Raw genomic sequence first — 20,424 nt, 5'->3', positions numbered from 1 at the left:
GCCCCGGGGGGGGCAGCGCCCGCGCCCCGGACCCCCCGGGGGGGGCAGGCGCCTTCGGGCGCCTGCCCCACCACCTGCTCCGACCCTCCCCAAGATCACGCAAGGAACCGAGATGCACGCGCCCACAACGCGCTGGACGACCCGGATCGCCACGGTGCTCCGTACCACCGCCCTGTCCCTGCTCGCCGCCGCCGCGGCCGCCAGCCTGGGGGTCGGCCCCGCGCACGCGGCGGACGGCGACGTCGCCTGGACGGTCCGCACGGCCTCCAACAGCTACGGCGCGTCCCGGTCCAGCTACAGCTACGCGGTCAACCCCGGCGGCACGATCGACGACGCGATGATGGTCGCCAACCGTGGCCCGGTGCCGCTGAACCTCGCCGTGTACGCCGCCGACGGTTTCACCACCGACGCGGGCCAACTCGACCTGTTCACGAAGGACCGGAAGTCGGTGGCGGTCGGGGCGTGGGTCCAGGCCGACCAGGCCACCGTCACGATCCAGCCCGGGAAGACCGCCAAGGTCCCGTTCCGGATCAGCGTCCCGGCCAACGCCACCCCCGGCGACCACGTCGGCGGCATCCTCACCTCGCTGACCCAGCCGGACCAGGCCGAGGGCATCAACGTGGACCGGCGCCTCGGCATCCGGATCAAGCTGCGGGTCGGCGGCGAACTCGCCCCGCACCTGGCCGTCGAGAACCTGCACGTGTCGTACGCCGGCACGGCCAACCCGTTCGGCAAGGGCGACGCCACCGTCACGTACACGATCCACAACACCGGCAACACCACCCTGTCGAGCAAGCAGACCGTCTCGGTCTCCGGCCCGTTCGGGTGGCTGCGTACCGGGGCCGGTGAGGTCCCCGCCGCGCCCGACCTGCTGCCGGGGGAGAGTTGGCCGGTGACGGTGCCGGTGCACGGCGTGGCCCCCGGGGTCAGGCTGGCCGCGACCGCGACCCTCACGCCCCTGCTCACCGACGCGTCGGGCTCGGTCAGCCCGCTCCCGGTGGTCCGCTCCACCACGCACGGCTGGGCCGTGCCCTGGACGCTGGTGCTGCTGGTCGTGGTCTTGGTCGCGGTCATCGTCGGGGCGGTTGTCCTCCGGCGCCGCAACCGGGTACGTCGGGCGCGGCGTGAGGACGCCCGGGTGGAGGAGGCGGTCAAGCAGGCGCTCCGTGCCAAGGAGACGCGGACCGACTGACCGCCGGCCGTGGTGCCCGCCCCCGGTGCCGGGCGGGTGGTGGGCTGCCGGGTACGGCCGCGCGGCCGTCGCCCCCAGGGTCGGTGTCCCGACGGGGACGGCCGGATGCCAGTGGTCAGCCCGGAGGCCGGTAACCGCCGGGCTGTCGCCGCCACGGCACCGGGTCCGGGATCCGCCGCCACCACCACCGGTCGGGCGCGGTCGTCACGGCGTACCCCTCACCCAGTTCCGCCGCGAGCGCGCCGCCCCCGTCGTCGCCGGTGAGCGTCTCGAACCGTCGGTCGACCTCGCCGAGGGCCGTCGCGAACGGTGCCCGAACCGGCTCGGGCACCTCCGGGCCGGCCTCGACCAGCTCATCCCGGAGTTCGAGGTCCTCCCGGTAGTGGGTCGCCGGGTACCAGCCGTCCGGTGGCCACCCGGCCGCCATCCGGGCCACCAGGCCCTCCCAGGCGCTGAGCCGGTTCCACGCCCGCCAGGTCGCCTCCTGCACCGCCGACACGTCCGCGGCGCTCACCCTCTCCGGCAGCCAGGGCCGCAGCAGTGCCCGGAGTCGGTCGGTGACCGGGGTGGGCATCCGGTGGTCGCGGATCACCTCGGGTATCGGTGCGACCGGCAGGTCCGGAAGTGTCGGCACCGGGTGCTCGACCGCGTCGATCCGGTACACCGGGCCGTCCTCCGTACCGTCCCCGTTCTCCCAGGCGTCGTCGTAGATCCGGGCCCGGGTGGCCCGGCCCTCCGGGCCGACCAGCCAGTACGCGCTGGGCCGCAACTCCTGCCCCGGGTAAATCACCACCGTACGCAGCCGGTCGGCCAGCCACGCGCCGACCGCCGGCTCGGTGTGCCGGGCGACGCTCTCGGCGAGGTAGATCTCCAACTGCCAGTCCGGCTGTCCGGCGACGGGCGAGACGGTGCAGAGGACCGGCGCCGTCCAGTCGCGTTCCAGGTCGCCCTCGTCGGCGATGTCGATCTCGTCGACCGACCGCGCCACCAGCGCCGCCAACGCCGCGCGGAGCTGGCCCCGGTGCAACGCCCCGAAGATCAGGAAGTAGTACGGCACGGCTGGTGTGTCCTGTCGTCGATGTCCTCGGCCGGCCTTCGCATCATCCGTCGACGCGTCGTACGCCCACCACGTACACCGGACCGTCCGTCAGGCCGACGCCGTTCCGGTCGGTCAGCCCGTGGTGAGGACGGGCCAGGACCATCTCGTCGGTGGCCAGCACGTGAACGGCGACGGCGGCCGGGTGGGCGGGAGGTGCCCGCGCCGCCCCGGCCGCCGCCGGCCGGTCACATCAGATGGACCTCAACCTGGAAGCCCCGGGCCAGCACCGAGTTCAGGTGCGAGGCGTGCGCGCCGAGCCACTGGGTCGCCGGACTCTGCGCGGCCGACAGTTGGATGAGCACGTAGTCGTCGGCGCCCGCGGTCTCCTCACCGCAGACACAACAACGAAGTCGCTCGCTCACCGGACCGGTCCAGCTACCCGCGTCGGAACTCACTCCCACCGCCCGTTGTTCAGCTTGTTGTCGACGTACCGCTGCGAGGCGTCCTTGATCACCGTTGTCGGTGCCCCGCTGGGGTTGCCCATGTCCCGGACGACGATGTCGTACGTGCCGTTGCCGTTGTCGAGCACCCGCACGATCTGACCGTCGTCCTGGATGTACATCGTGCCATGTTGCCAAACATGATCAACGTCGACTCCGCGCATGGCCGTCCGGTCCTGGCCGTGGACGTCCCGGTCGGTCGTGCCGCCGCCGGAGCCGGAGGACCGGCCGAGGTTCGCGGAGTCTTCGGCCGACCGCTGGGCGCCGGACACACTGTCGGCTCCGCCGCCGCCGGAGCCGTCCGGCCGCCGGGGCCCTGACGTGCCGCCGTTGTCCCCGCCTGGTGGTCTGGGTCTTGACATGGCCGCGCCCTATCCGCCCATCAGCCGGGAGAGGTTGGTCAGACTGTTGATCAGCGCGGCGACGTAGGTGAGGATGCGACCCGCCCACTTGACCACGGCCGCCGCGATCTGCGAGGCGATCACCGGGATCGTCACGACGAAGATGGCCTCGACCGCCCACACCACAACCCGGGCGACCAGGTCGGCGATGAGGTCGCGGACGGTGTCGCGGGTGAACGACACCAGGTTTCCGGCGGCCTCGGTGGCCAGGGCCATCGCGGTCGAGACCACGCCGAGCCCGCCGATCGCGTCGACGTTGTGGAACATCATGCTCTGGTACGACTCGGCGGCCTGACCACGCCACTCGGGCAGGTCCATGTTGAGCCGGGTCTGCAGCTCGTTGGCGATCGCCTGCAGCTCGGCGGCCATGTTGTGCCAGGTCGCGGCGTGTGAGGCGACCACATCGGGCATGCCGGCGAGTTTGTCGAGCATCTCCCGCAGCGGCTCGAAGTACTCCATTGCCCAGCCGAGCCCGTTGGCCAGCAGCGCGCTGAACGGGTCCATCACGGTCGCGGCGACCTCGACCCCGAAGGCGGCGCCGGCGATCAGATCGTCGACCCAGCCCTCGCTGCGGATCGCGTCGACCAGACCCTCGAACGAGTCGGCGAGCGACGATCCGGTCCAGACCTCCCGGGTGGACTGGACGCCGGCGATCAACGAACCGTCGGTCATCGCGGCCTCCTCATCAGCCGAGTCGGCTTCCCACTCTGGCCATCAGGTCCGCGACGCCACTGTCGGTCGTGTCGTAGTTGTCGGCGACCGTGCGCAGGCTGCCGGCGGCGAGCGTGAGGTTCTCCTGGACGTACGCGACCAGCTGATCCTGGCGTACGTGCCGTCCCTCCAGGATGCCGGCGATCCAGCCGCAGAGCATCCCGTACGCCGCGTCGTTCTGGGAGATGTGCGCGCTGGCGGCCTTGACCGCGTCGAAACGGGCGTGTAGATCGTCCAGCTTCGCGGCGTGCGCGCGGATCTGTGCGGTGTCGACCGCGTAGTCGTCGGACATGGCGGCTACCGCCAACCCCGGGGCGCGGTCTCCGGGTCGTCGGGGTCGGCGCCGCGCAACTGCTGGCCCACCCGGGTGGCGATCGCGCGGGCCGCGGCCGACTCGGTGCCGACCGTCTCGGCGATGATCTCCTGGGAGCGATCGGCGATCTGTCCCTTGGCCACGCGGATCGTGTCCATGATCGCCCTCGCCACCGCCTCCGGGGCGACCCGCTGGATGCGTTGGTCGAGCCGCAGGTCAACCAGCGCGCCGGTGGAGTCGACGGTGACCTCGGCCAACCCGTTACGGTCGGCGGCCGTCACCCGCAGCTCCTGGAGACGGTCGCTCATCGCCTTGGTGTCGGAGGCCAGCTTGTCGATCCGGCCCTTCCAGGCCGAGAGCCACTCTGTCGCGCTGTCGGGGTCCAGCACGCCGCCCCCGCCCGGAACGCCGGCTGTCATGTCACCCACTCCCGACCGCAATGAGACGTGAAGTACGACGCTGTCGAGCCGTGAGCCTAGCAAGGACCGTCCACCAGCACTCCCCCTGTTGACCGAGGAATCCCGCGACCGCCCGGGTGGCCCGGTCCCCTCAGCGGCCCGTGGCTACCACTGTGGACCGTCAGACTGCTCGTTGTCGGCCGGCCGTGCCGGCCGCGTCGGCTGACACTGTCGGCCGTGTTGGGCCGGCGACCTGCCCGGACGTGATCCGGCCCGGCCCGCCGGCACGGTGGAGCGGGCGGTTGTCGCGGAGGCGGTGTCGACGGCCACGGTCGAGGCGCCCAGTCCGCGTACGCGCAGCCGCAGCACCGCCTCCCGCATCGCCGCGCCGTCCACGTGCGGGTGCACCCGGACGGTGCCGATCCGTTCCGGCACCGGGAGGTTGAGCACCCCGTCCCGCTGCCGACGGGTGTCCTCGATCGCGCCCTGTACCAGTTCGGGGGTGAGCAGCTCGTGGCAGAGCGGGGCTCCCACCGCGCGGATGGTGTCCTGCGCCCGGTCGCGCTCGTCCTCGGCGAGCAGGCCGAGGACGGCGGCGTACTCGAGCATCAGCGCCAGGTCGATGCCGACCGCGAGGCCGTGCGGCAGCAGTGCGCGCATCTCCAGTGGACCGACCAGCAGGTGTCCGAGGTCGACCGGCCGGCTCAGTTCGTGTTCCCGGAGGTTGGGCTGGAGATGCCCGAGCATCGAGGTGATGGCGGCCCGGGTCACCGGCAGCGCGTCCGGCCCCTGGAAACCGGTTGCCAGCAGCCCGGGCGACGACCGTTCGTACAGCTCCCAGAAACGGCCCCCGTCGATCAGGGCCATCTTCATGACCTCCATCAGCCCGGCCCGCAGTACGTCGGCCGGACAGCCCCGCAGCAACCCGAGATCGAGGGCGACGAGCAACGGCGGGTAGTAGACCCCGATGCTGTTCTTCCGGTCGTCCCGGTTCACCGCGCCCTTCACCCCGATGCCGGCGTCGACGTACGCGGTCGGGGTGGTCGGGACGATGGCGAGCGGCATCCCCTTCCATAGCCACGCGGCGACGCAGCGGGCGAGGTCGGTGACCGCGCCGCCACCGACCACGACGACCAGGTCGCGGCGTTGGGCGCGCAACTGGATCTCGTCACAGAGCCGTTGCAGCTCGGGCAGGGTCTTGCAGCCCTCGCCGCCGCGTACCGGATAGACCCGGTGGACAATGCCGCGCTCGGCGAGCCGGCGGGCCAGTTCCCGGCCGTGGTGCGCCGCCCCGGAATCGACGATCAGATGCTGCCGGCCGGCCAGTTCGGCGATGTCGTCGCGGTGCGACAGGCCGGATGATTCGCGGATCGTGTATTCCATGCCCTCGCCGCGATGGCGTACGCACCATTCCTGCTCCGGCCCTGACCTCCGGATATGTACGCCGTCCGGGCCGCGTACGGGTGCTCCGAAGTTTTTCGCATTGGGCGTGGAAAAGCGTGCGTGAAAATCGACTCGCATCATATGCGTGAATGCTAACACCGTCATCCGTGAGGCGTCCAGTGACGATGGTTGATGCCTTCGCTGGTTGTCGTGTAATTATGTCCGATGGTTCACGAGACGGTAACGCGAATGTGGTCGGAAGGAACGGCGGCCGACGGTCATGCCGCGTTCGGCGGGCAGCAAACCCGGTCGACCCGGCTGCCCGGGCGCACCGACCCGCCGCGTCGGATCGACCGGGCGGCGACGCGTCCGGACCGGCTCTCTTCGTCCGCCCGGATGGATTACCCCGGCCGCGCTTGTCGGATCGGACGAATACCTGTCCGCCCGCCGTACCTACCGTGAGGCGCATGGCGAATCTGGCGGAGACCAGCCACTGGCTGCGGCAGGAACTGCCGGCCCTGCTCGCCGCGCACCAGGTGCCCGGCGCCGCGCTGGCCGTACTGTCCGGCGACCGGGTGGTCGACCACGCGGCCGGAGTGCTGAACACCGCGACCGGGGTGGCGGCCACCACCGACTCCGTGTTCCAGATCGGCTCGATCACCAAGGTCTGGACCACCAGCCTGGCCATGCAACTGGTGGACGAGGGCCGGCTCGACCTCGACGCGCCGGTCCGGCACTACCTGCCGGAGTTCAAAACCGCCGACCGGTCCGCCGCCGCGGTCACGGTACGACAGCTCGCCTGCCACACCGCCGGCTTCGAAGGTGACGTCTTCACCGACACCGGCCCCGGGGACGACTGCGTCGAACGGTACGTCGACACCCTCGGCGAACTCGGCCAGCTCTTCCCGCCGGGCCACATGTTCTCCTACAACAACGCCGCGTTCTGCGTACTCGGGCGGGTGGTCGAGGTGTTGCGCGGCCTGCCGTACGAGCAGTGCCTGCGCACCCACCTGTTCACCCCGCTCGGGCTGACGCACGCGGCGAACGGCGCCGACGAGGCGATCCTGTACCGGGCGGCGGTCGGGCACGTCCGGCCGACCCCGGACGCGCCGCCGGAACCCGCGCCGATCTGGTCGCTGGTGCGGTCGAACGCACCAGCCGGGGCGAGACTCGCGATGCGACCCCGCGACCTGCTGACATTCGTCCGGATGCACCTGGACGGGGGCGTGGCGCCGGACGGCACCAAGGTGCTCGACCCGGTGAGCGTGGCCGCGATGCGGCAACGCCAGGTCGAGCTTCCCCCGGTGGGGCTGATGGGCGGGGCCTGGGGCCTCGGCTGGGCCATCCACGACTGGCCGGGTGGCCCGGTGCTCGGCCACGACGGCGGAACCTTCGGGCAGGCCGCGTTCCTGCGGGTGGTGCCGGACCGGCGGGTCGCGGTGGCGTTGCTGACCAACGGCGGCGACGCGATCGCCCTGTACACCCGGATCTACCGGCACCTGCTGCGCGAACTCGCCGAGGTCGAGGTGCCGCCGATGCCGACCCCGCCCGCCCGACCGACCCGGGTCGACGCCGGCCGGTACGTCGGAACGTACGCCTCCCAGGTCGTCGAGATCACCGTCAGCCAGGACGACGACGGCCGGATCTGGACGCAGGAGGTGCCGAAGGGACTGCTGGTCGAGATCGGCGGCCGGGTCGAGCGCCGGGAACTCGTCCGGGCCGACGGGGACACCGGTCCGGAAGGGACCTTCATCCCGGTCCAGCCGATCCAGGGCGTACACCCGGCGGTCAGTTTCGTCGGCGACGACGGCACCGGCCGGGCGCGGTACCTGCACAACGGGCGGGCGAATCCCCGCGTCGAACCGGTCTGACCGGCGGCGGCCCGGCTCCCGCCGGGGAACAGCACCCGGACCGACCGGGTGGCGGCACGAGGCCGGCGGCGACGGCGGCGCGGACAGTGACAGGCCTGGCCGGCCGTGGCCAAGCCGGAGCGGCGGTTGTGGAGGCACGATGAGATCTGTTCTGACCACCGCGGTAGTCAGCGGGGTCGTGCTCGCGCTGAGCGCCTGCGGCGGCTCCGGAAACGGCGGGAACGGTGGACAGCCGGTCGACGGCAGGACGTTCACCCTGGTGCTCGGTTCCGACCCGGGCAACCTCGACCCGCACTTCACCTCGTTGGCCAGCGCGCAGCAGGTCAACCGGTTCCTCTACGACTCGCTGGTCAGCGTCGACACGAACGGCGGCCTGGTCGCCGGCCTCGCCGAGAAGTGGGAGGCGACAACCACCAGCGCCACGTTCACCCTGCGCAAGGGGGTCACCTGCGCGGACGGCAGCCCGCTGACCGCGACCCAGGTGGCCCGGAACATCAGCTTTGTCGGCGACCCGAAGAACGCCTCCACCCGGCTCGGCCTCTTCGTACCGGCCGGTGCGACCGCCACCGGCGACGACCCGACCGGCGTGGTCCAGGTGACCTCGCCGACCCCGGCGGCGTTCCTGGCGCTCAACGTCGGCTCCCTGCACATCGTCTGCGGCAAGGGCTTCGCCGACCGTGAACTGCTCCGGAAGGGCGCCGACGGCACCGGGATGTACACCGTGACCGAGGCGGTCGCCGACGACCACTACACCCTCACCCGGCGCGCCGAGTACGCGTGGGGGCCCGGCGACTGGCGCAACGACCAACCCGGCCTGCCGGCCAAGGTGGTGGTACGGATCGTGCCGAACGAGACCACCGCGACGAACCTGCTGCTCTCCGGCGAGGTGAACGCCGTACAGATCGTCGGCGCGGACAAACAGCGGCTGCGGTCGGCGCGGAAGTTCCAGCGCGAGGTGGTCTCGCCGCTCGGTGAACTCTGGTTCAACCAGAAGCCGGGAATGCCCGGGGCGGACGAGGCGGTGCGGCGGGCGCTGACCCAGGCGCTGGACCTGAACCAGCTCGGCCAGGTGTTGACCAGCGGCACCGGCCGGCCGGCGAGCGGACTGGTCGCCGCCTCGATGACCCCGTGTCCGCAGACCAGCGTCTCCGGCAGCCTGCCCGGCCACGACGTGGCGGCGGCGACGGCGGCCCTGGACGCCGCCGGCTGGGTGGCCGGCCCGGACGGCGTACGGGCCCGGGGTGGGGCGCGACTCGAGATGACGGTCTACTACCCGACCAGCCTCGGGCAGACGCTCAAGGCCGCCGCCGAACTGCTGCAGCAGCGCTGGGGTGAGGTCGGCGTCCGGGTCACCCTCCGCGGCCTGACCGACGCCGAGATCGGGGAACTCATCGTCGGCGGCAAGGGCACCTGGGGCGCCGCGCTCCTGCCGCTCAGCGTGACGCTGCCGAGCGAACTGGTGCCGTTCACCTCCGGTCCCACCCCGCCGGACGGCGGCAACTTCGCCGCCATCGACAACGAGCGGTACACGGCGGCGGTCCGGAAGGCGTCGGCGATGGTCGGCACCGAGGGCTGCGCCAGCTGGTCCGAGGCGGAACAGGCGCTGATCCAGGAGGTGGACGTCGTGCCGTTCGTCGACTCCACGACCCCCACCTTCGGCGAGGCGGCCACCTTCGAACTGACCCGGGGCAGCATCGCGCCGACCTCGGTCCGGATGCTGGGCTGAGCCGTGGTGGAGGCCGTACCGGTGACCGATGACCGAGGGTCGGCCGGCCTGGCGGGCCTGGCGGGCCTGGCGGACAACGCCTGGCTGCGGTTCGGCGCCCGGCGGCTGGGCCGGCTGCTGGTCTCGGTCTGGGTGCTGGTCACGGCGGCGTTCCTGATGATCCACCTGATTCCCGGCGATCCCGTCCGGGCCTCACTCGGCAGCACCGCGCCGCTGAGCCTGGTCAACGAACGCCGGGCCGCGCTCGGCCTCGACGACCCGCTGTGGTTGCAGTACCTCCGCTACCTGCGGAACCTCCTCAGCGGTGAACTCGGCACCTCGATGACCTCCGGCCTGCCGGTGTCCCAGGTGGTCGGCGACCGGTTGCCGGCGACCGTGGAACTCGGCGTCGCCGCTTCCGCGCTGGCCGTCCTGGTCGCCGTACCACTCGGGCTGGCGATGGCGGCGCTGACCCGCAACGGCCGGCGACGCCACCTCGAACTCGGCTTCACCTCCAGCAGCGTGGTACTCGCCACCGTCCCGGAGTTCCTGCTCGCCGTCGGCCTGGTGTACGTCTTCGGCGTCACCCTCGGCTGGGCGCCGGTCGCCGGACGGGCCGGCCCCGGCTCGTACGTGCTGCCGGTGCTGGCGCTGGCGATCGGGCCGGCCGCCGTGCTCGCCCGGATCGTCCGGGTGGAGGTGCTCGCGGTCCTGCGGGCCGACCACCTCCGCACCGCCCGGGCCAAGCGCCTGCCGGCCCGCCTCCTCTACCTGCGGCACGCCCTGCCGAACGCGATGACCGCGACGCTCACCCTGTGCGGGCTGATGCTGTCCGGCATGGTCGCCGGCACGGTGCTGGTGGAGAACGTCTTCGCCTGGCCGGGCCTGGGCAGCACGATCGTGGGATCCATCCTCGGCAAGGACCTGCCGGTCGTGCAGGGGGTGGTGCTCGTCTACGGCATCGGCGTACTGCTGGTCAACCTGGCGGTCGACATCACCCTGGCGTTGCTCGATCCCCGTTCGACGATCAGGGAGGGCTGAGCGTGCCGGCACGGACCCTGGCGAGGTGGGGGCGGACGCTGCGTACCCCGCTCGGTGCGACCGCGGCGGCACTGCTGGTCGGCGTACTGCTGCTCGCCCTGCTGGCTCCGGTGTTCTGGTCGGGCCGGGCCACCGAGGTCGACACCGACCAGATCATGCGGGGCGCCTCCGGCACGCACTGGGCCGGCACCGACAACCTGGGACGGGACGTCTTCTTCCGGGTGCTGGTCGCCACCCGGCTCTCCGTCGGGCTGGCGCTGCTGGCCACCGTGATCGGGGTGCTGACCGGCGTACTGCTCGGCGCGGCACCGGTGCTGCTGGGGGCCAGGGTGGGGCGGCTGGTGACCGCCGCGGTGAACGTGGCGGTGGCCTTCCCCGGGCTGCTGCTGGCGCTCTTCCTCGCGGTGGTCTTCGGCGTCGGCGCGACCGGCGCGCTGCTGGCGATCGGTTTCGCGATCGCACCCGGGTTCGCCCGGCTGACCCACACCCTGGTCGCCGGTGTGGCCGGTCGGGACTACGTCGCGGCGGCCCGGATCGCCGGTGTCGGCCGGTTCCGGGTGCTGTTCCGGCATGTTCTGCCGAACGTCGCCGAGCCGCTGGTGGTGAACGCGACCATCACCGCCGGCAACGCCCTGCTGGCCTTTGCCGGGCTCTCCTTCCTCGGGCTGGGGGTGCAGGCGCCGTCGTACGACTGGGGACGGCTGCTCGGCGAGGGTCTGGGCGGCATCTACCTGCACCCGGAGGCCGCGCTGGCCCCGGGGCTGGCGGTGGTCGTCGCCGGTCTGGCGTTCAACCTGTTCGGCGAGGTGATCGCCAAGGGTGTGGCGACCGGGCACACCACCGTCCGGGTCCGACGCCGACCCGGCGCGACGCCGACCGGGACACCGGCGACGGCGGGTCCGGCGGCCACCTCGACCACAGCCGGTCCGGCGGTCACGGCGGCTCCGCCGGGCGGCGACGGCGAGGACCGGCCGGTGCTCGTGGTCGAGGACCTGCGGGTCAGCTTTCCGGCCCCGGACGGTCCGGTCACCCCGGTACGCGGGATCGGTTTCGCGGTACGCCGGGGCGAGGCGGTCGGCATCGTCGGCGAGTCCGGTTCCGGCAAGACCCTCACCGCCCTCGCGATCGCCCAGCTCGTCGAGGAACCCGGCGAGGTGGCGGCGGCCCGACTCGACTTCCTCGGCCAGGGGCTGCTCGGCGCCCCGGACCGGGCCCGGCGGCACTTGCTCGGCAGCGCGTTCGGCCTGGTCTTTCAGGACCCCTCCGCGTCGTTCAACCCGACGATGCGGGTCGGGCGGCAGCTCGCCGAGGTCGCCGAGCGGCACCTGGGCATGAACCGCAGGGCGGCCCTGGCCCGGGCGGTCGACCGGCTCCGGGCGGTACGGGTACCGGCCGCCGACCGGCGCGCCCGGCAGTTCCCGCACGAGTTCTCCGGCGGGATGCGCCAACGCGCGATGATCGGCATGGGGTTGATGGGCCACCCCGCCCTGATCGTCGCCGACGAGCCGACGACCGCGCTGGACGTCACGGTGCAACGGCAGGTGCTGCGCCTGCTGGCCGAGATCCGCGCCGCCGACCGGGTCGCGCTGCTGCTGATCAGTCACGACATCACCGTCGTCGGTCAGGTCTGCGACCGGGTGCTGGTGATGTACGCCGGGCGGATCGTGGAGGAGCTGCCCGCCGCCGAGCTGCGGGTCGGCGCCCGGCACCCGTACACCCGGGCCCTGCTGGCGGCGGTGCCGGACCTGACCACCGACCGGTCCGCGCCGCTGCCGGTCGTGCCCGGGCGCCCGGCCGAGCCGGGCCGCACGCCGTCCGGCTGTGCCTTCGCCCCCCGCTGCCCCGCCGCCGACACGCGCTGCGCCGAGGATCCGCCGCTGGTCTCCGCCGGCCCGGGGCGCCGGGTGGCGTGCTGGTACCCCGTGCCGGCCGGCGTCCTACCGGCCGGTCCCGCACCGGCGCGGCAGACCGGGCGCGGTGACCGGCGCGCCGGAGCGGGGGTGTCCGATGGGTGACCTGACGTTCGAGGACGTCACGGTGCGGTACGGCAGCCGCCGACGCGGCGTGACCGCCGTCGACCGGGTGCGGTTGACCGTGCCGGCGGGTGCGGTGGTCGGCCTGGTGGGCGAGTCCGGCTCGGGCAAGTCGACGCTGGCCCGGGCGGCGGTGGGGCTGACCCCGGTCACCGGTGGACGGATCCTGCTGGGCGGGAGGCCGCTGCCACGACCCGGCCGTGCCGGGCCGCGCCCGCTGCAGATGGTCTTCCAGGACCCGTACTCCTCACTGGACCCACGGATGACGGTCGGCGAGTCGATCGCCGAGGCCGTGGCACGCGACGTCGCGCGGGGGGCGACCGCCCGCCGGGCCGAGGTGACCCGGCTGCTCGAACTGGTCGGCCTGGCCGACGAGCGCGCGGAGCGCTACCCGGCGGAGCTCTCCGGCGGACAACGGCAGCGGGTGGCGTTGGCCCGGGCGCTGGCCGGCCGTCCCGAGGTCATCATCGCGGACGAGATCACCTCGGCGCTCGACGTCTCGATCCAGGGCACCGTGCTCAACCTGGTCCGGGACCTGCGCCGACGGATGCGGCTCTCCATGCTCTTCATCTCGCACAACCTGGCGGTGGTCCGGTACGTCAGCGACATCGTCGCGGTGATGTACCTCGGCCGGATCGTCGAGTACGGGCCGGTCGACCAGGTGTTGGGCGATCCGCGGCACCCGTACACCCGGGAGCTGCTCGCCGCCGCGCCGGATCTCAGGGCGGTCGGGTCGGACCTCGCCCACGTCGGGTCGGACGTCGGGGACGGCACGCCGACCGGTTCCGCCATCGCTGTCGGGGCCGACCGGGTGCGGATCGCGCTCGCCGACGTCGAACCCGCCGACCCGCACCATCCGCCGAGCGGCTGCCGGTTCCACCCGCGCTGCCCGATCGGCCCGATGGTCCACCCCGACCGCGAGATCTGCCGGCTGACCGAGCCGGATCCCGAACCGCACCAGCACCGTGCCGCCTGCCATTTCGCCGCCACGGTCGAGACCGCACCCGTCACCCCAGCGAGGAGGAGCCGGTGACCCGACGCCAGCGCATCGAGGACCTGACCGATCTTGTCGTGCCCGAGCAGCCCGCGCTCTCCCCGGACGGCACCCGCGTCGCGTACGTGCTGCGGCGCAGCGACGTCGACGCCGACCGTACGGTGCGGGCGTTGTGGCACGTCGGCGTCGACGCGGGCCGGCCGGCCGTACTCACCCGGGGCGACGCCGACACGGCACCGGCCTGGTCGCCGGAGGGTGACCGGCTGGCCTTCCTGCGGGCGCAGGACGGGCCCGCGCAACTCTGGCTGCTGCCGACCGGCGGCGGCGAACCGGAGCGGGTGACCGATCTGCCGCTGGGCGCCGGGGCGCCGGTGTGGAGCCCGGACGGCACCCGGATCGCCTTCTCCGCTCCGGTGGACCGGCAGGCCGAACCCGGCGACCCGGCCGATCCGCGGCAGGCTGGTCCCGGCGACTCCCGTACCGGCCGGCAGGCGGGGCCGGGCCGGGAAACGCATTCCGGTGACCCGGACGCCGACCGGAAGCGGCGCGCCGACGCCCCGGTGGTGGCGGACCGGTTGGACTACCAGGCGGACGGTGCGGAGCTGCTGCGGGAGGTCCGCCGGCACCTGCACGTGCTCGACCTGGCCAGCGGGACCTGCCGCCAGGTGACCGACGGCGACTGGCACGCCGGCACCCCCGCCTGGTCACCGGAGGGCGACCGGCTGGCCTTCGCCGCCGCGACCGCGCCGGACGCCGACCTGACCGCCCGCGTACCGGTGCACGTACTCGACCTGACGGACAAGACGGCACAACCGCGGCCGGTCGGGCTCACCGACGGGGTCGCCGGGCCGGTGCTCTGGACCGCCGACGGCGCGGCCCTGCTCGTCGTCGGCACCGTCGGCGCGCCGGTCGGCCACGCCGGGCTGCTGCGGGTACCCCTGAACGGAGGCCCGGTCGTGGACCTGGCGGCCGACCTGGACCGGAACGTGATGCCCGGCGGCCCCGGCTATCCGGGTGCGGTGCCCCGGCTCACCGCCGACGGCCGGACCGTGCTGTTCTGCGTCCGCGACCGGGGCTGCACCCACCTGTACGCGGTACCGGTCGACGGCGGCGTCCCACGCCCGCTCGTCACCGGTGCCGGCCGGACCGTCGCCGGGCTCTCCGTCGCCAGGGACACCGCCGCGGTCCTGCTCCACACCCCGACCTCGTTCGGCGAGATCGTCACCGTCGACGTCAACACCGGCACCGAGTCGGTCCGGACCGACCACGGCGCGAGCCGGGGCGAGATCGACCTGTTCCGGCACGAGGAGCGGGAGTTCACCGTCTCCGACGGCACCGTGGTGCACGGCTGGCTGCTGCGGGATCCCGACCGCTCCGGGCCGCTGCCGCTGCTGCTCGACGTCCACGGCGGGCCGCACAACGCCTGGAACGCCGGAGCCGACGAGATCCACCTCTACCACCAGGAGCTGGTGGCCCGGGGCTGGGCGGTACTGCTGCTCAACCCCCGGGGCAGCGACGGCTACGGCGAGGAGTTCTACACCGCCGTACGGGAGGCATGGGGGGTGGCGGACGCCCGGGACTTCCTGGAGCCGATCGACGTACTGGTTGACGAGGGGATCGCCGACCCACGTCGGCTCGCCGTCGCCGGTTACAGCTACGGCGGATACATGGCCTGCTATCTGACCGGTCGGGACAGCCGGTTCGCGGCGGCCGTGGCCGGCGGGGTGGTCAGCGATCTGACCAGCATGGTCGGCGCCTCCGACGACGGGCATCTGCTCGCGGCGTACGAGCTCGGCGGCCTGCCGTGGGCCGACCGCGACCGGTACGCGGAGATGTCCCCACTGACCCGGGTCGACCAGGTACGCACCCCGACCCTGGTCGTGCACGGCGCCGACGACCGGCGCTGTCCGGTCGGTCAGGCCCAGCAGTGGCACACCGCGCTGCGGCAGCGGGGAGTACCGACCCGGCTGGTGCTCTACCCACAGGCATCGCACCTGTTCATCCTGGACGGACGGCCGTCGCACCGGCTCGACTTCAACCGCCGGGTGGTCGACTGGGTGGAGCGGTACGCCGGCGACCCCGACGGGCCCCGGCCGCCCCGGATCGACGCCGCGCACTGGCGACGGCGGCTGGCCGTGCTGGCCGAGCGGTACCGGGTGCCCGGCGCCACGCTCGGCATCCTGCGGGTGCGCCCCGGCGGCGACGACGAACTGGTCGAGGTGGCGTACGGGGTGCTGAACCGGGACACCGGCGTACCGGTCACCACCGACTCGGTCTTCCAGATCGGCTCGATCTCCAAGGTCTGGACGGCTGCGGTGATCATGCAGCTCGTCGACGAGGGCCGGCTGGACCTGGACGCCCCGGTGGTCGACGTACTGCCGGAACTGCGGCTCGCCGACCCGGCGGTGACCAAGCAGGTGACGGTACGGCACCTGCTCACCCACACCAGCGGCATCGACGGCGACGTCTTCACCGACACCGGCCGGGGAGACGACTGCCTGGAGCGGTACGTCGCCGGACTGGCCGAGGTGGCGCAGAACCACGGACTGGGTGCGACCTGGTCGTACTGCAACTCCGGCTTCTCGCTCGCCGGTCGGGTCATCGAGAAGCTGACCGGCGGCACCTGGGACGCGGCGGTACGGGAACGGATCTTCACACCACTCGGCCTGGCCCGTACCGGCACGCTGCCGGAGGAGGCGCTGCTGCACCGGGCCGCGGTCGGGCACGTCGGCGAGGGAGAGGACGAGCCCACCCGGGCCCCGGTCTGGGGACTGCCCCGGGCACTGGGGCCGGCCGGCCTGATCCACTCGACCGTCGCGGACGTACTCGGTTTCGCCCGCGCGCACCTGACCGGCGGACTCGCGCCGGACGGCGACCGGTGGCTCAGCGAGGCGAGCGTCGCGGCGATGGCGGACAAACACGCCGACCTGCCGGACCGGCACACCCTGGGCGACTCGTGGGGACTGGGTTGGATCCGGATGTCCTGGGACGGTCACCGGCTGATCGGACACGACGGCAACACCATCGGGCAGGCCGCCTTCCTGCGGATCCTGCCCGGGGCGGGGCTGGCGGTCACCCTGCTGACCAACGGCGGGCACGGCCGGGACCTGTACGACGAGTTGTACCGGGAGATCTTCGCCGAGCTGGCCGGGGTGGCCATGCCCCGGTCGCTGGCTCCGCCGGCCGAGCCGGTGATCGTGGACGTCCGTCCGCACCTCGGCCGGTACGAGCGGGCCGGCGCCCGGCTGGAGGTGCTGACCGGCGACGACGGGCCGGTGCTGCGGACCACGGTGACCGGGCCACTGGCCGAGCTGGTCGACGAGCCGACCCACGACCTCCGGATGGTGCCGGTCAACCCGGACCTGTACGTCGTCCGCCAGCCCGGAACCCGTACCTGGATCCCGGTGACCTTCTACCGGCTCGATTCCGGCGAGCGCTACCTGCACTTCGGCGCGCGGGCGACGCCGAGGGTGGACTGAGGTGCCCGGCGACGACGTCGCTGCCCTTGGTGAGCCCGCTGACGTCGGTGGTGTCCGAAGAGGTGCCGACGCCGGTTCCGGGCCGGGCGGCGACCCGGGCAACGGGCTGGTGGCGCGGATGCGGGCCGCGCTGCCGGCGATGCTGGCCGACATCGGGACGCTGGTCAGCTGCGAGTCGCCGTCGGCCGACCAGGCCGCGGTCGCGGCCAGTGCCGAGGTGGTCGCCCGGGTCGGCACCCGGCTGCTCGGGTCGGCACCGGAGCGGATCGTCCTGGCCGGCTGGACGCACCTGCGCTGGCGGTTCGGCGACCAGCCGTCCCGGGTGCTGCTGCTCGGCCACCACGACACGGTCTGGCCCCTGGGCTCGCTCGACACCCACCCGTACGAGGTGCGTGACGGCGTACTGCGGGGACCCGGCTGCTTCGACATGAAGGCCGGCCTGGTGCTGGCCCTGTACGCGGTGGCGGCGCTGCCCGACCGGTCCGGAGTCACCATCCTGGTCACCGGCGACGAGGAACTCGGTTCGCCGAGTTCCCGGGCACTGGTCGAGGCCGAGGCGGTCGGCCGGGCCGGCGCCCTGGTGCTGGAGGCGTCGGCCGCCGGCGGCGCGCTGAAGACCGCGCGCAAGGGGGTCTCCCGGTACCGGGTCGAGGCCGCCGGCCGGGCCGCGCACGCCGGGCTGGAGCCGGAACGCGGGATCAACACCACGGTGGAGCTGGCGCACCAGGTGCTCGCGGTCGGCGCGCTCGCCGACCCGGGTCGGGGCACCACCGTCACGCCGACCGTGCTGTCGGCGGGGACCACCTCGAACACGGTGCCGGACAGCGGCGGCTTCGCGGTGGACGTACGGGTCTGGGACGTCTCGGAGCAGGAGCGGGTCGACCGGGCGATCCGGGCTCTGGCCCCGGCGCTGCCCGGGGCGCGGCTGACGGTGACCGGTGGACCGAACCGGCCGCCGCTGGCCGCCGCCGCCTCGGCCGAGCTGTTCGGACAGGCGAGTGTCCTCGCCGCGCGGTTGGGACTGCCGCCGCCGGGCGGTGTGGCCGTGGGCGGCGCCTCGGACGGCAACTTCACCGCCGGGGTCGGCACCCCGACGCTGGACGGTCTCGGCGCGGTGGGTGGTGGCGCACACGCCGACGACGAGCACGTGACCGTGGCCGAACTGCCCGGCCGGGCCGCGCTGGTCGCGGCACTCACCGACCGACTGCGCCGGCCCGCCGGCCACGCCGACGGCGGACCGCCGTGACCCGTCCGGATCCGGCCGTCAGCACGGCGCGGGTCCCCGGACCGCCGTCCCGTCGTACCGGCACCTCCTCCCGTGCCGACCTGGTCGACCCGGTCGTCCGGGCGGCCGGCAGCGCGGCCGACGCCGCCGGCCGGGCCGCCGGTGTCGAGGTACGGGAGGTCTCCGACCTCGCCGGGCTGCGCGAGGTGTGCCAGCTCGTCGACGGGATCTGGCGCCCGGACCCGACCGACCCGCCGATCACCGTCAACCTGCTGCGGGCACTGACGAAGGCCGGCAACTACGTCGCCGGAGCGTACGACGGCGGCCGGCTGGTCGGCACGTGTATGGCCTTCTTCGGCCCGCCGGAGCGGCGGACGATGCACAGCCACATCGCCGGCGTCTCCGGGGCGGTGCAGGGGCGCCGCGTCGGCTTCGCGCTGAAGCTGCACCAGCGGGCCTGGGCGCTGCACCGGGGCGTGTCCACGATCGCCTGGACCTTCGATCCGCTGGTCTGCCGTAACGCGTACTTCAACCTGGTGAAACTGGCCGCGGTGCCGGCACAGTACCTGCCGAACGTCTACGGCCCGATGAACGACGGCATCAACGGCGACGACGACACCGACCGGCTGCTGCTCCGCTGGGATCTCGCCGCCCCGGCCGTCGTGGCGGCGTGCGCCGGGTCGGTGGCCGCCGCCGATGCCGAGGCGGAGCGGAACCGGGGCGCCGTCGTCGCGCTGGACCGGTCGCCGCGGGACCAGCCGCTGACCCGAGCGGTCGACGGTGACGTACTGCTGGTGGCCGTTCCGCCGGACATCACGGCACTGCGCCGGGCCGATCCGGCGACCGCGCGGCGGTGGCGGGTGGCACTCCGGGACGTGCTGGCGCCGCTGCTGACCCAGGGTGCGCGGGTGACGGGGTTCGACCGGTCCGGCTGGTACGTGGTGAACCGGACCGCCGCGAGAGAGTCGTGAACCGTGGCCGTTGCGAGGAAGGGAAGTCGATGAAGCTCACCGGAGTGGAACTGCGCCGGATCCGGATGCCGCTGGTGGCGCCGTTCCGGACCTCGTTCGGCACCGAGACCTACCGGGACATCCTGCTGGTGCGGGTGGTGACCGACGCGGCCGAGGGCTGGGGCGAGTGCGTGGCGCTGTCCGGACCGCTGTACTCGTCGGAGTACGTGGCGGCGGCCGGGGAGGTGCTGCGCCGGTTCCTCGTACCGGCGCTCGCGGCGGCGCCCCGGCTCGACGCGTACCAGGTGGGCCCGGCGTTGGCCGCGATCAAGGGCCACCGGATGGCGAAGGCGGCGCTGGAGACCGCGGTGCTCGACGCCGAGTTGCGTGCCGAGGGCCGGACGCTCGCCCGTGAGCTGGGCGCGACCCGGGAAGCCGTCCCCTGTGGAGTCTCGGTTGGCATCATGGACTCCGTCGACGAACTGCTGGACGCGGTCGACGGCTACCTCTCCGCCGGGTACGTCCGGATCAAGTTGAAGATCGAACCGGGCTGGGACGTCGAGCCGGTGCGCGCGGTACGGGAGCGGTTCGGCGGCGAGGTGCTGCTGCAGGTGGACGCGAACACCGCGTACACCCGGGCGGATGCCCGGCACCTGGCCCGGCTGGACCCGTTCGACCTGCTGCTGATCGAGCAGCCGCTGGACGAGGAGGACCTGCTCGGGCACGTCGAACTCGCCCGGGTCATCCGTACGCCGGTCTGCCTGGACGAGTCGATCACCTCGGCCCGGACCGCCGCCGATGCCATCCGGCTGGGGGCGTGCGCGATCGTCAACGTCAAGCCGGGCCGGGTCGGCGGTTACCTCGAGGCACGCCGGATCCACGACCTGTGTGCGGCGCACGGCGTACCGGTCTGGTGCGGCGGCATGCTGGAGAGCGGGATCGGCCGGGCCGCGAACGTGGCACTGGCCGCGCTGCCCGGGTTCACCCTGCCCGGCGACACCTCGGCCTCCGACCGTTACTACCGCACCGACATCACCCCGCCGTTCGTGCTGGCCGACGGGCACCTCGCGGTGCCGACCGGCCCGGGGATCGGCGTCGAACCGGTGCCCGAGCTGCTGGCCGAGGTCACCACCGACACCGAGTGGCTGCCGCGGTGACGTCCGCCGGCGCGGTGCCGCCCGCCCGCTGC

Annotated in this window: 17 protein-coding genes; 10 read left to right on the top strand and 7 right to left on the bottom strand. The window is 73.4% G+C overall.

The genetic code is table 11. The features are described 5' to 3' along the window. Positions 1-112 precede the first annotated feature (112 nt). Positions 113-1,192, top strand: a complete 1,080-nt coding sequence (locus tag V1633_RS35720) for a WxL protein peptidoglycan domain-containing protein (RefSeq protein ID WP_331218605.1) — start codon at positions 113-115, stop codon at positions 1,190-1,192. A 115-nt stretch (positions 1,193-1,307) separates the two neighbouring features. Here V1633_RS35720 and V1633_RS35715 read toward each other — a convergent pair whose 3' ends face one another. From V1633_RS35715 to V1633_RS35685, 7 genes are all read right to left on the bottom strand, one after another. Then, positions 1,308-2,249: a hypothetical protein gene (locus V1633_RS35715; protein WP_331218604.1), complete on the bottom strand. Its 942-nt coding sequence runs from the start codon at positions 2,247-2,249 to the stop codon at positions 1,308-1,310. A 227-nt stretch (positions 2,250-2,476) separates the two neighbouring features. Further along, positions 2,477-2,653 (bottom strand): hypothetical protein, encoded by a 177-nt coding sequence (locus V1633_RS35710; protein ID WP_331218603.1) that lies wholly within the window; start codon positions 2,651-2,653, stop codon positions 2,477-2,479. 29 nt (positions 2,654-2,682) lie between these two features. Then, on the bottom strand, positions 2,683-2,853 hold the full coding sequence (locus tag V1633_RS35705; RefSeq protein WP_331218602.1) for a hypothetical protein: 171 nt from the start codon (positions 2,851-2,853) through the stop codon (positions 2,683-2,685). A gap of 249 nt (positions 2,854-3,102) precedes the next feature. Then, complete coding sequence (locus V1633_RS35700) at positions 3,103-3,804, bottom strand: WXG100 family type VII secretion target (RefSeq protein WP_331218601.1); 702 nt, start codon at positions 3,802-3,804, stop codon at positions 3,103-3,105. A gap of 13 nt (positions 3,805-3,817) precedes the next feature. Continuing rightward, a complete protein-coding gene (locus V1633_RS35695; protein ID WP_331218600.1) occupies positions 3,818-4,135 on the bottom strand; it encodes a type VII secretion target in 318 nt (105 codons plus the stop codon). 5 nt (positions 4,136-4,140) lie between these two features. Then, positions 4,141-4,575: a YbaB/EbfC family nucleoid-associated protein gene (locus V1633_RS35690; protein WP_331218599.1), complete on the bottom strand. Its 435-nt coding sequence runs from the start codon at positions 4,573-4,575 to the stop codon at positions 4,141-4,143. Between the two features lie 144 nt (positions 4,576-4,719). After that, complete coding sequence (locus V1633_RS35685) at positions 4,720-5,937, bottom strand: iron-containing alcohol dehydrogenase (RefSeq protein ID WP_331218598.1); 1,218 nt, start codon at positions 5,935-5,937, stop codon at positions 4,720-4,722. A gap of 467 nt (positions 5,938-6,404) precedes the next feature. Between V1633_RS35685 and V1633_RS35680 the strand changes: the two genes are divergently transcribed. The 9 genes from V1633_RS35680 (at position 6,405) to menC (ending at position 20,392) form a co-directional block, all read left to right on the top strand. Beyond that, positions 6,405-7,808 carry a serine hydrolase domain-containing protein gene (locus V1633_RS35680; RefSeq protein WP_331218597.1) on the top strand — a complete coding sequence of 468 codons (1,404 nt, stop codon included), beginning with the start codon at positions 6,405-6,407 and terminating at the stop codon, positions 7,806-7,808. 139 nt (positions 7,809-7,947) lie between these two features. Beyond that, complete coding sequence (locus V1633_RS35675; protein WP_331218596.1) at positions 7,948-9,534, top strand: ABC transporter substrate-binding protein; 1,587 nt, start codon at positions 7,948-7,950, stop codon at positions 9,532-9,534. 21 nt (positions 9,535-9,555) lie between these two features. After that, a complete protein-coding gene (locus V1633_RS35670) occupies positions 9,556-10,554 on the top strand; it encodes an ABC transporter permease (protein ID WP_331218595.1) in 999 nt (332 codons plus the stop codon). A gap of 2 nt (positions 10,555-10,556) precedes the next feature. After that, the gene (locus V1633_RS35665; protein ID WP_331218593.1) at positions 10,557-12,569 is read left to right on the top strand and encodes a dipeptide/oligopeptide/nickel ABC transporter permease/ATP-binding protein; all 2,013 of its coding nucleotides are present in this window, start codon (positions 10,557-10,559) and stop codon (positions 12,567-12,569) included. Further along, the gene (locus V1633_RS35660; protein ID WP_331218592.1) at positions 12,562-13,620 is read left to right on the top strand and encodes an ABC transporter ATP-binding protein; all 1,059 of its coding nucleotides are present in this window, start codon (positions 12,562-12,564) and stop codon (positions 13,618-13,620) included. Before V1633_RS35665 ends, V1633_RS35660 begins: the two co-directional genes overlap by 8 nt. Beyond that, complete coding sequence (locus V1633_RS35655) at positions 13,617-17,060, top strand: serine hydrolase (protein WP_331218591.1); 3,444 nt, start codon at positions 13,617-13,619, stop codon at positions 17,058-17,060. Before V1633_RS35660 ends, V1633_RS35655 begins: the two co-directional genes overlap by 4 nt. Before the next feature lies 1 nt (position 17,061). Next, positions 17,062-18,306, top strand: a complete 1,245-nt coding sequence (locus tag V1633_RS35650) for a M20 family metallopeptidase (protein WP_331218590.1) — start codon at positions 17,062-17,064, stop codon at positions 18,304-18,306. Continuing rightward, positions 18,303-19,256, top strand: coding sequence for a GNAT family N-acetyltransferase (locus tag V1633_RS35645; protein WP_331218589.1), 954 nt, complete (start codon positions 18,303-18,305; stop codon positions 19,254-19,256). The genes V1633_RS35650 and V1633_RS35645 overlap by 4 nt, the downstream gene beginning before the upstream one ends. A gap of 29 nt (positions 19,257-19,285) precedes the next feature. Next, positions 19,286-20,392, top strand: a complete 1,107-nt coding sequence (gene menC, locus V1633_RS35640; RefSeq protein WP_331218588.1) for an o-succinylbenzoate synthase — start codon at positions 19,286-19,288, stop codon at positions 20,390-20,392. Positions 20,393-20,424: the final 32 nt, after the last annotated feature.

Source organism: Plantactinospora sonchi, from assembly GCF_036422035.1.
Classification (GTDB): Bacteria; Actinomycetota; Actinomycetes; order Mycobacteriales; family Micromonosporaceae; genus Plantactinospora; species Plantactinospora sonchi.
The sequence above is the reverse complement of the archived record's forward strand: the minus strand, read 5'-3'. Positions and strand labels throughout refer to the sequence as shown.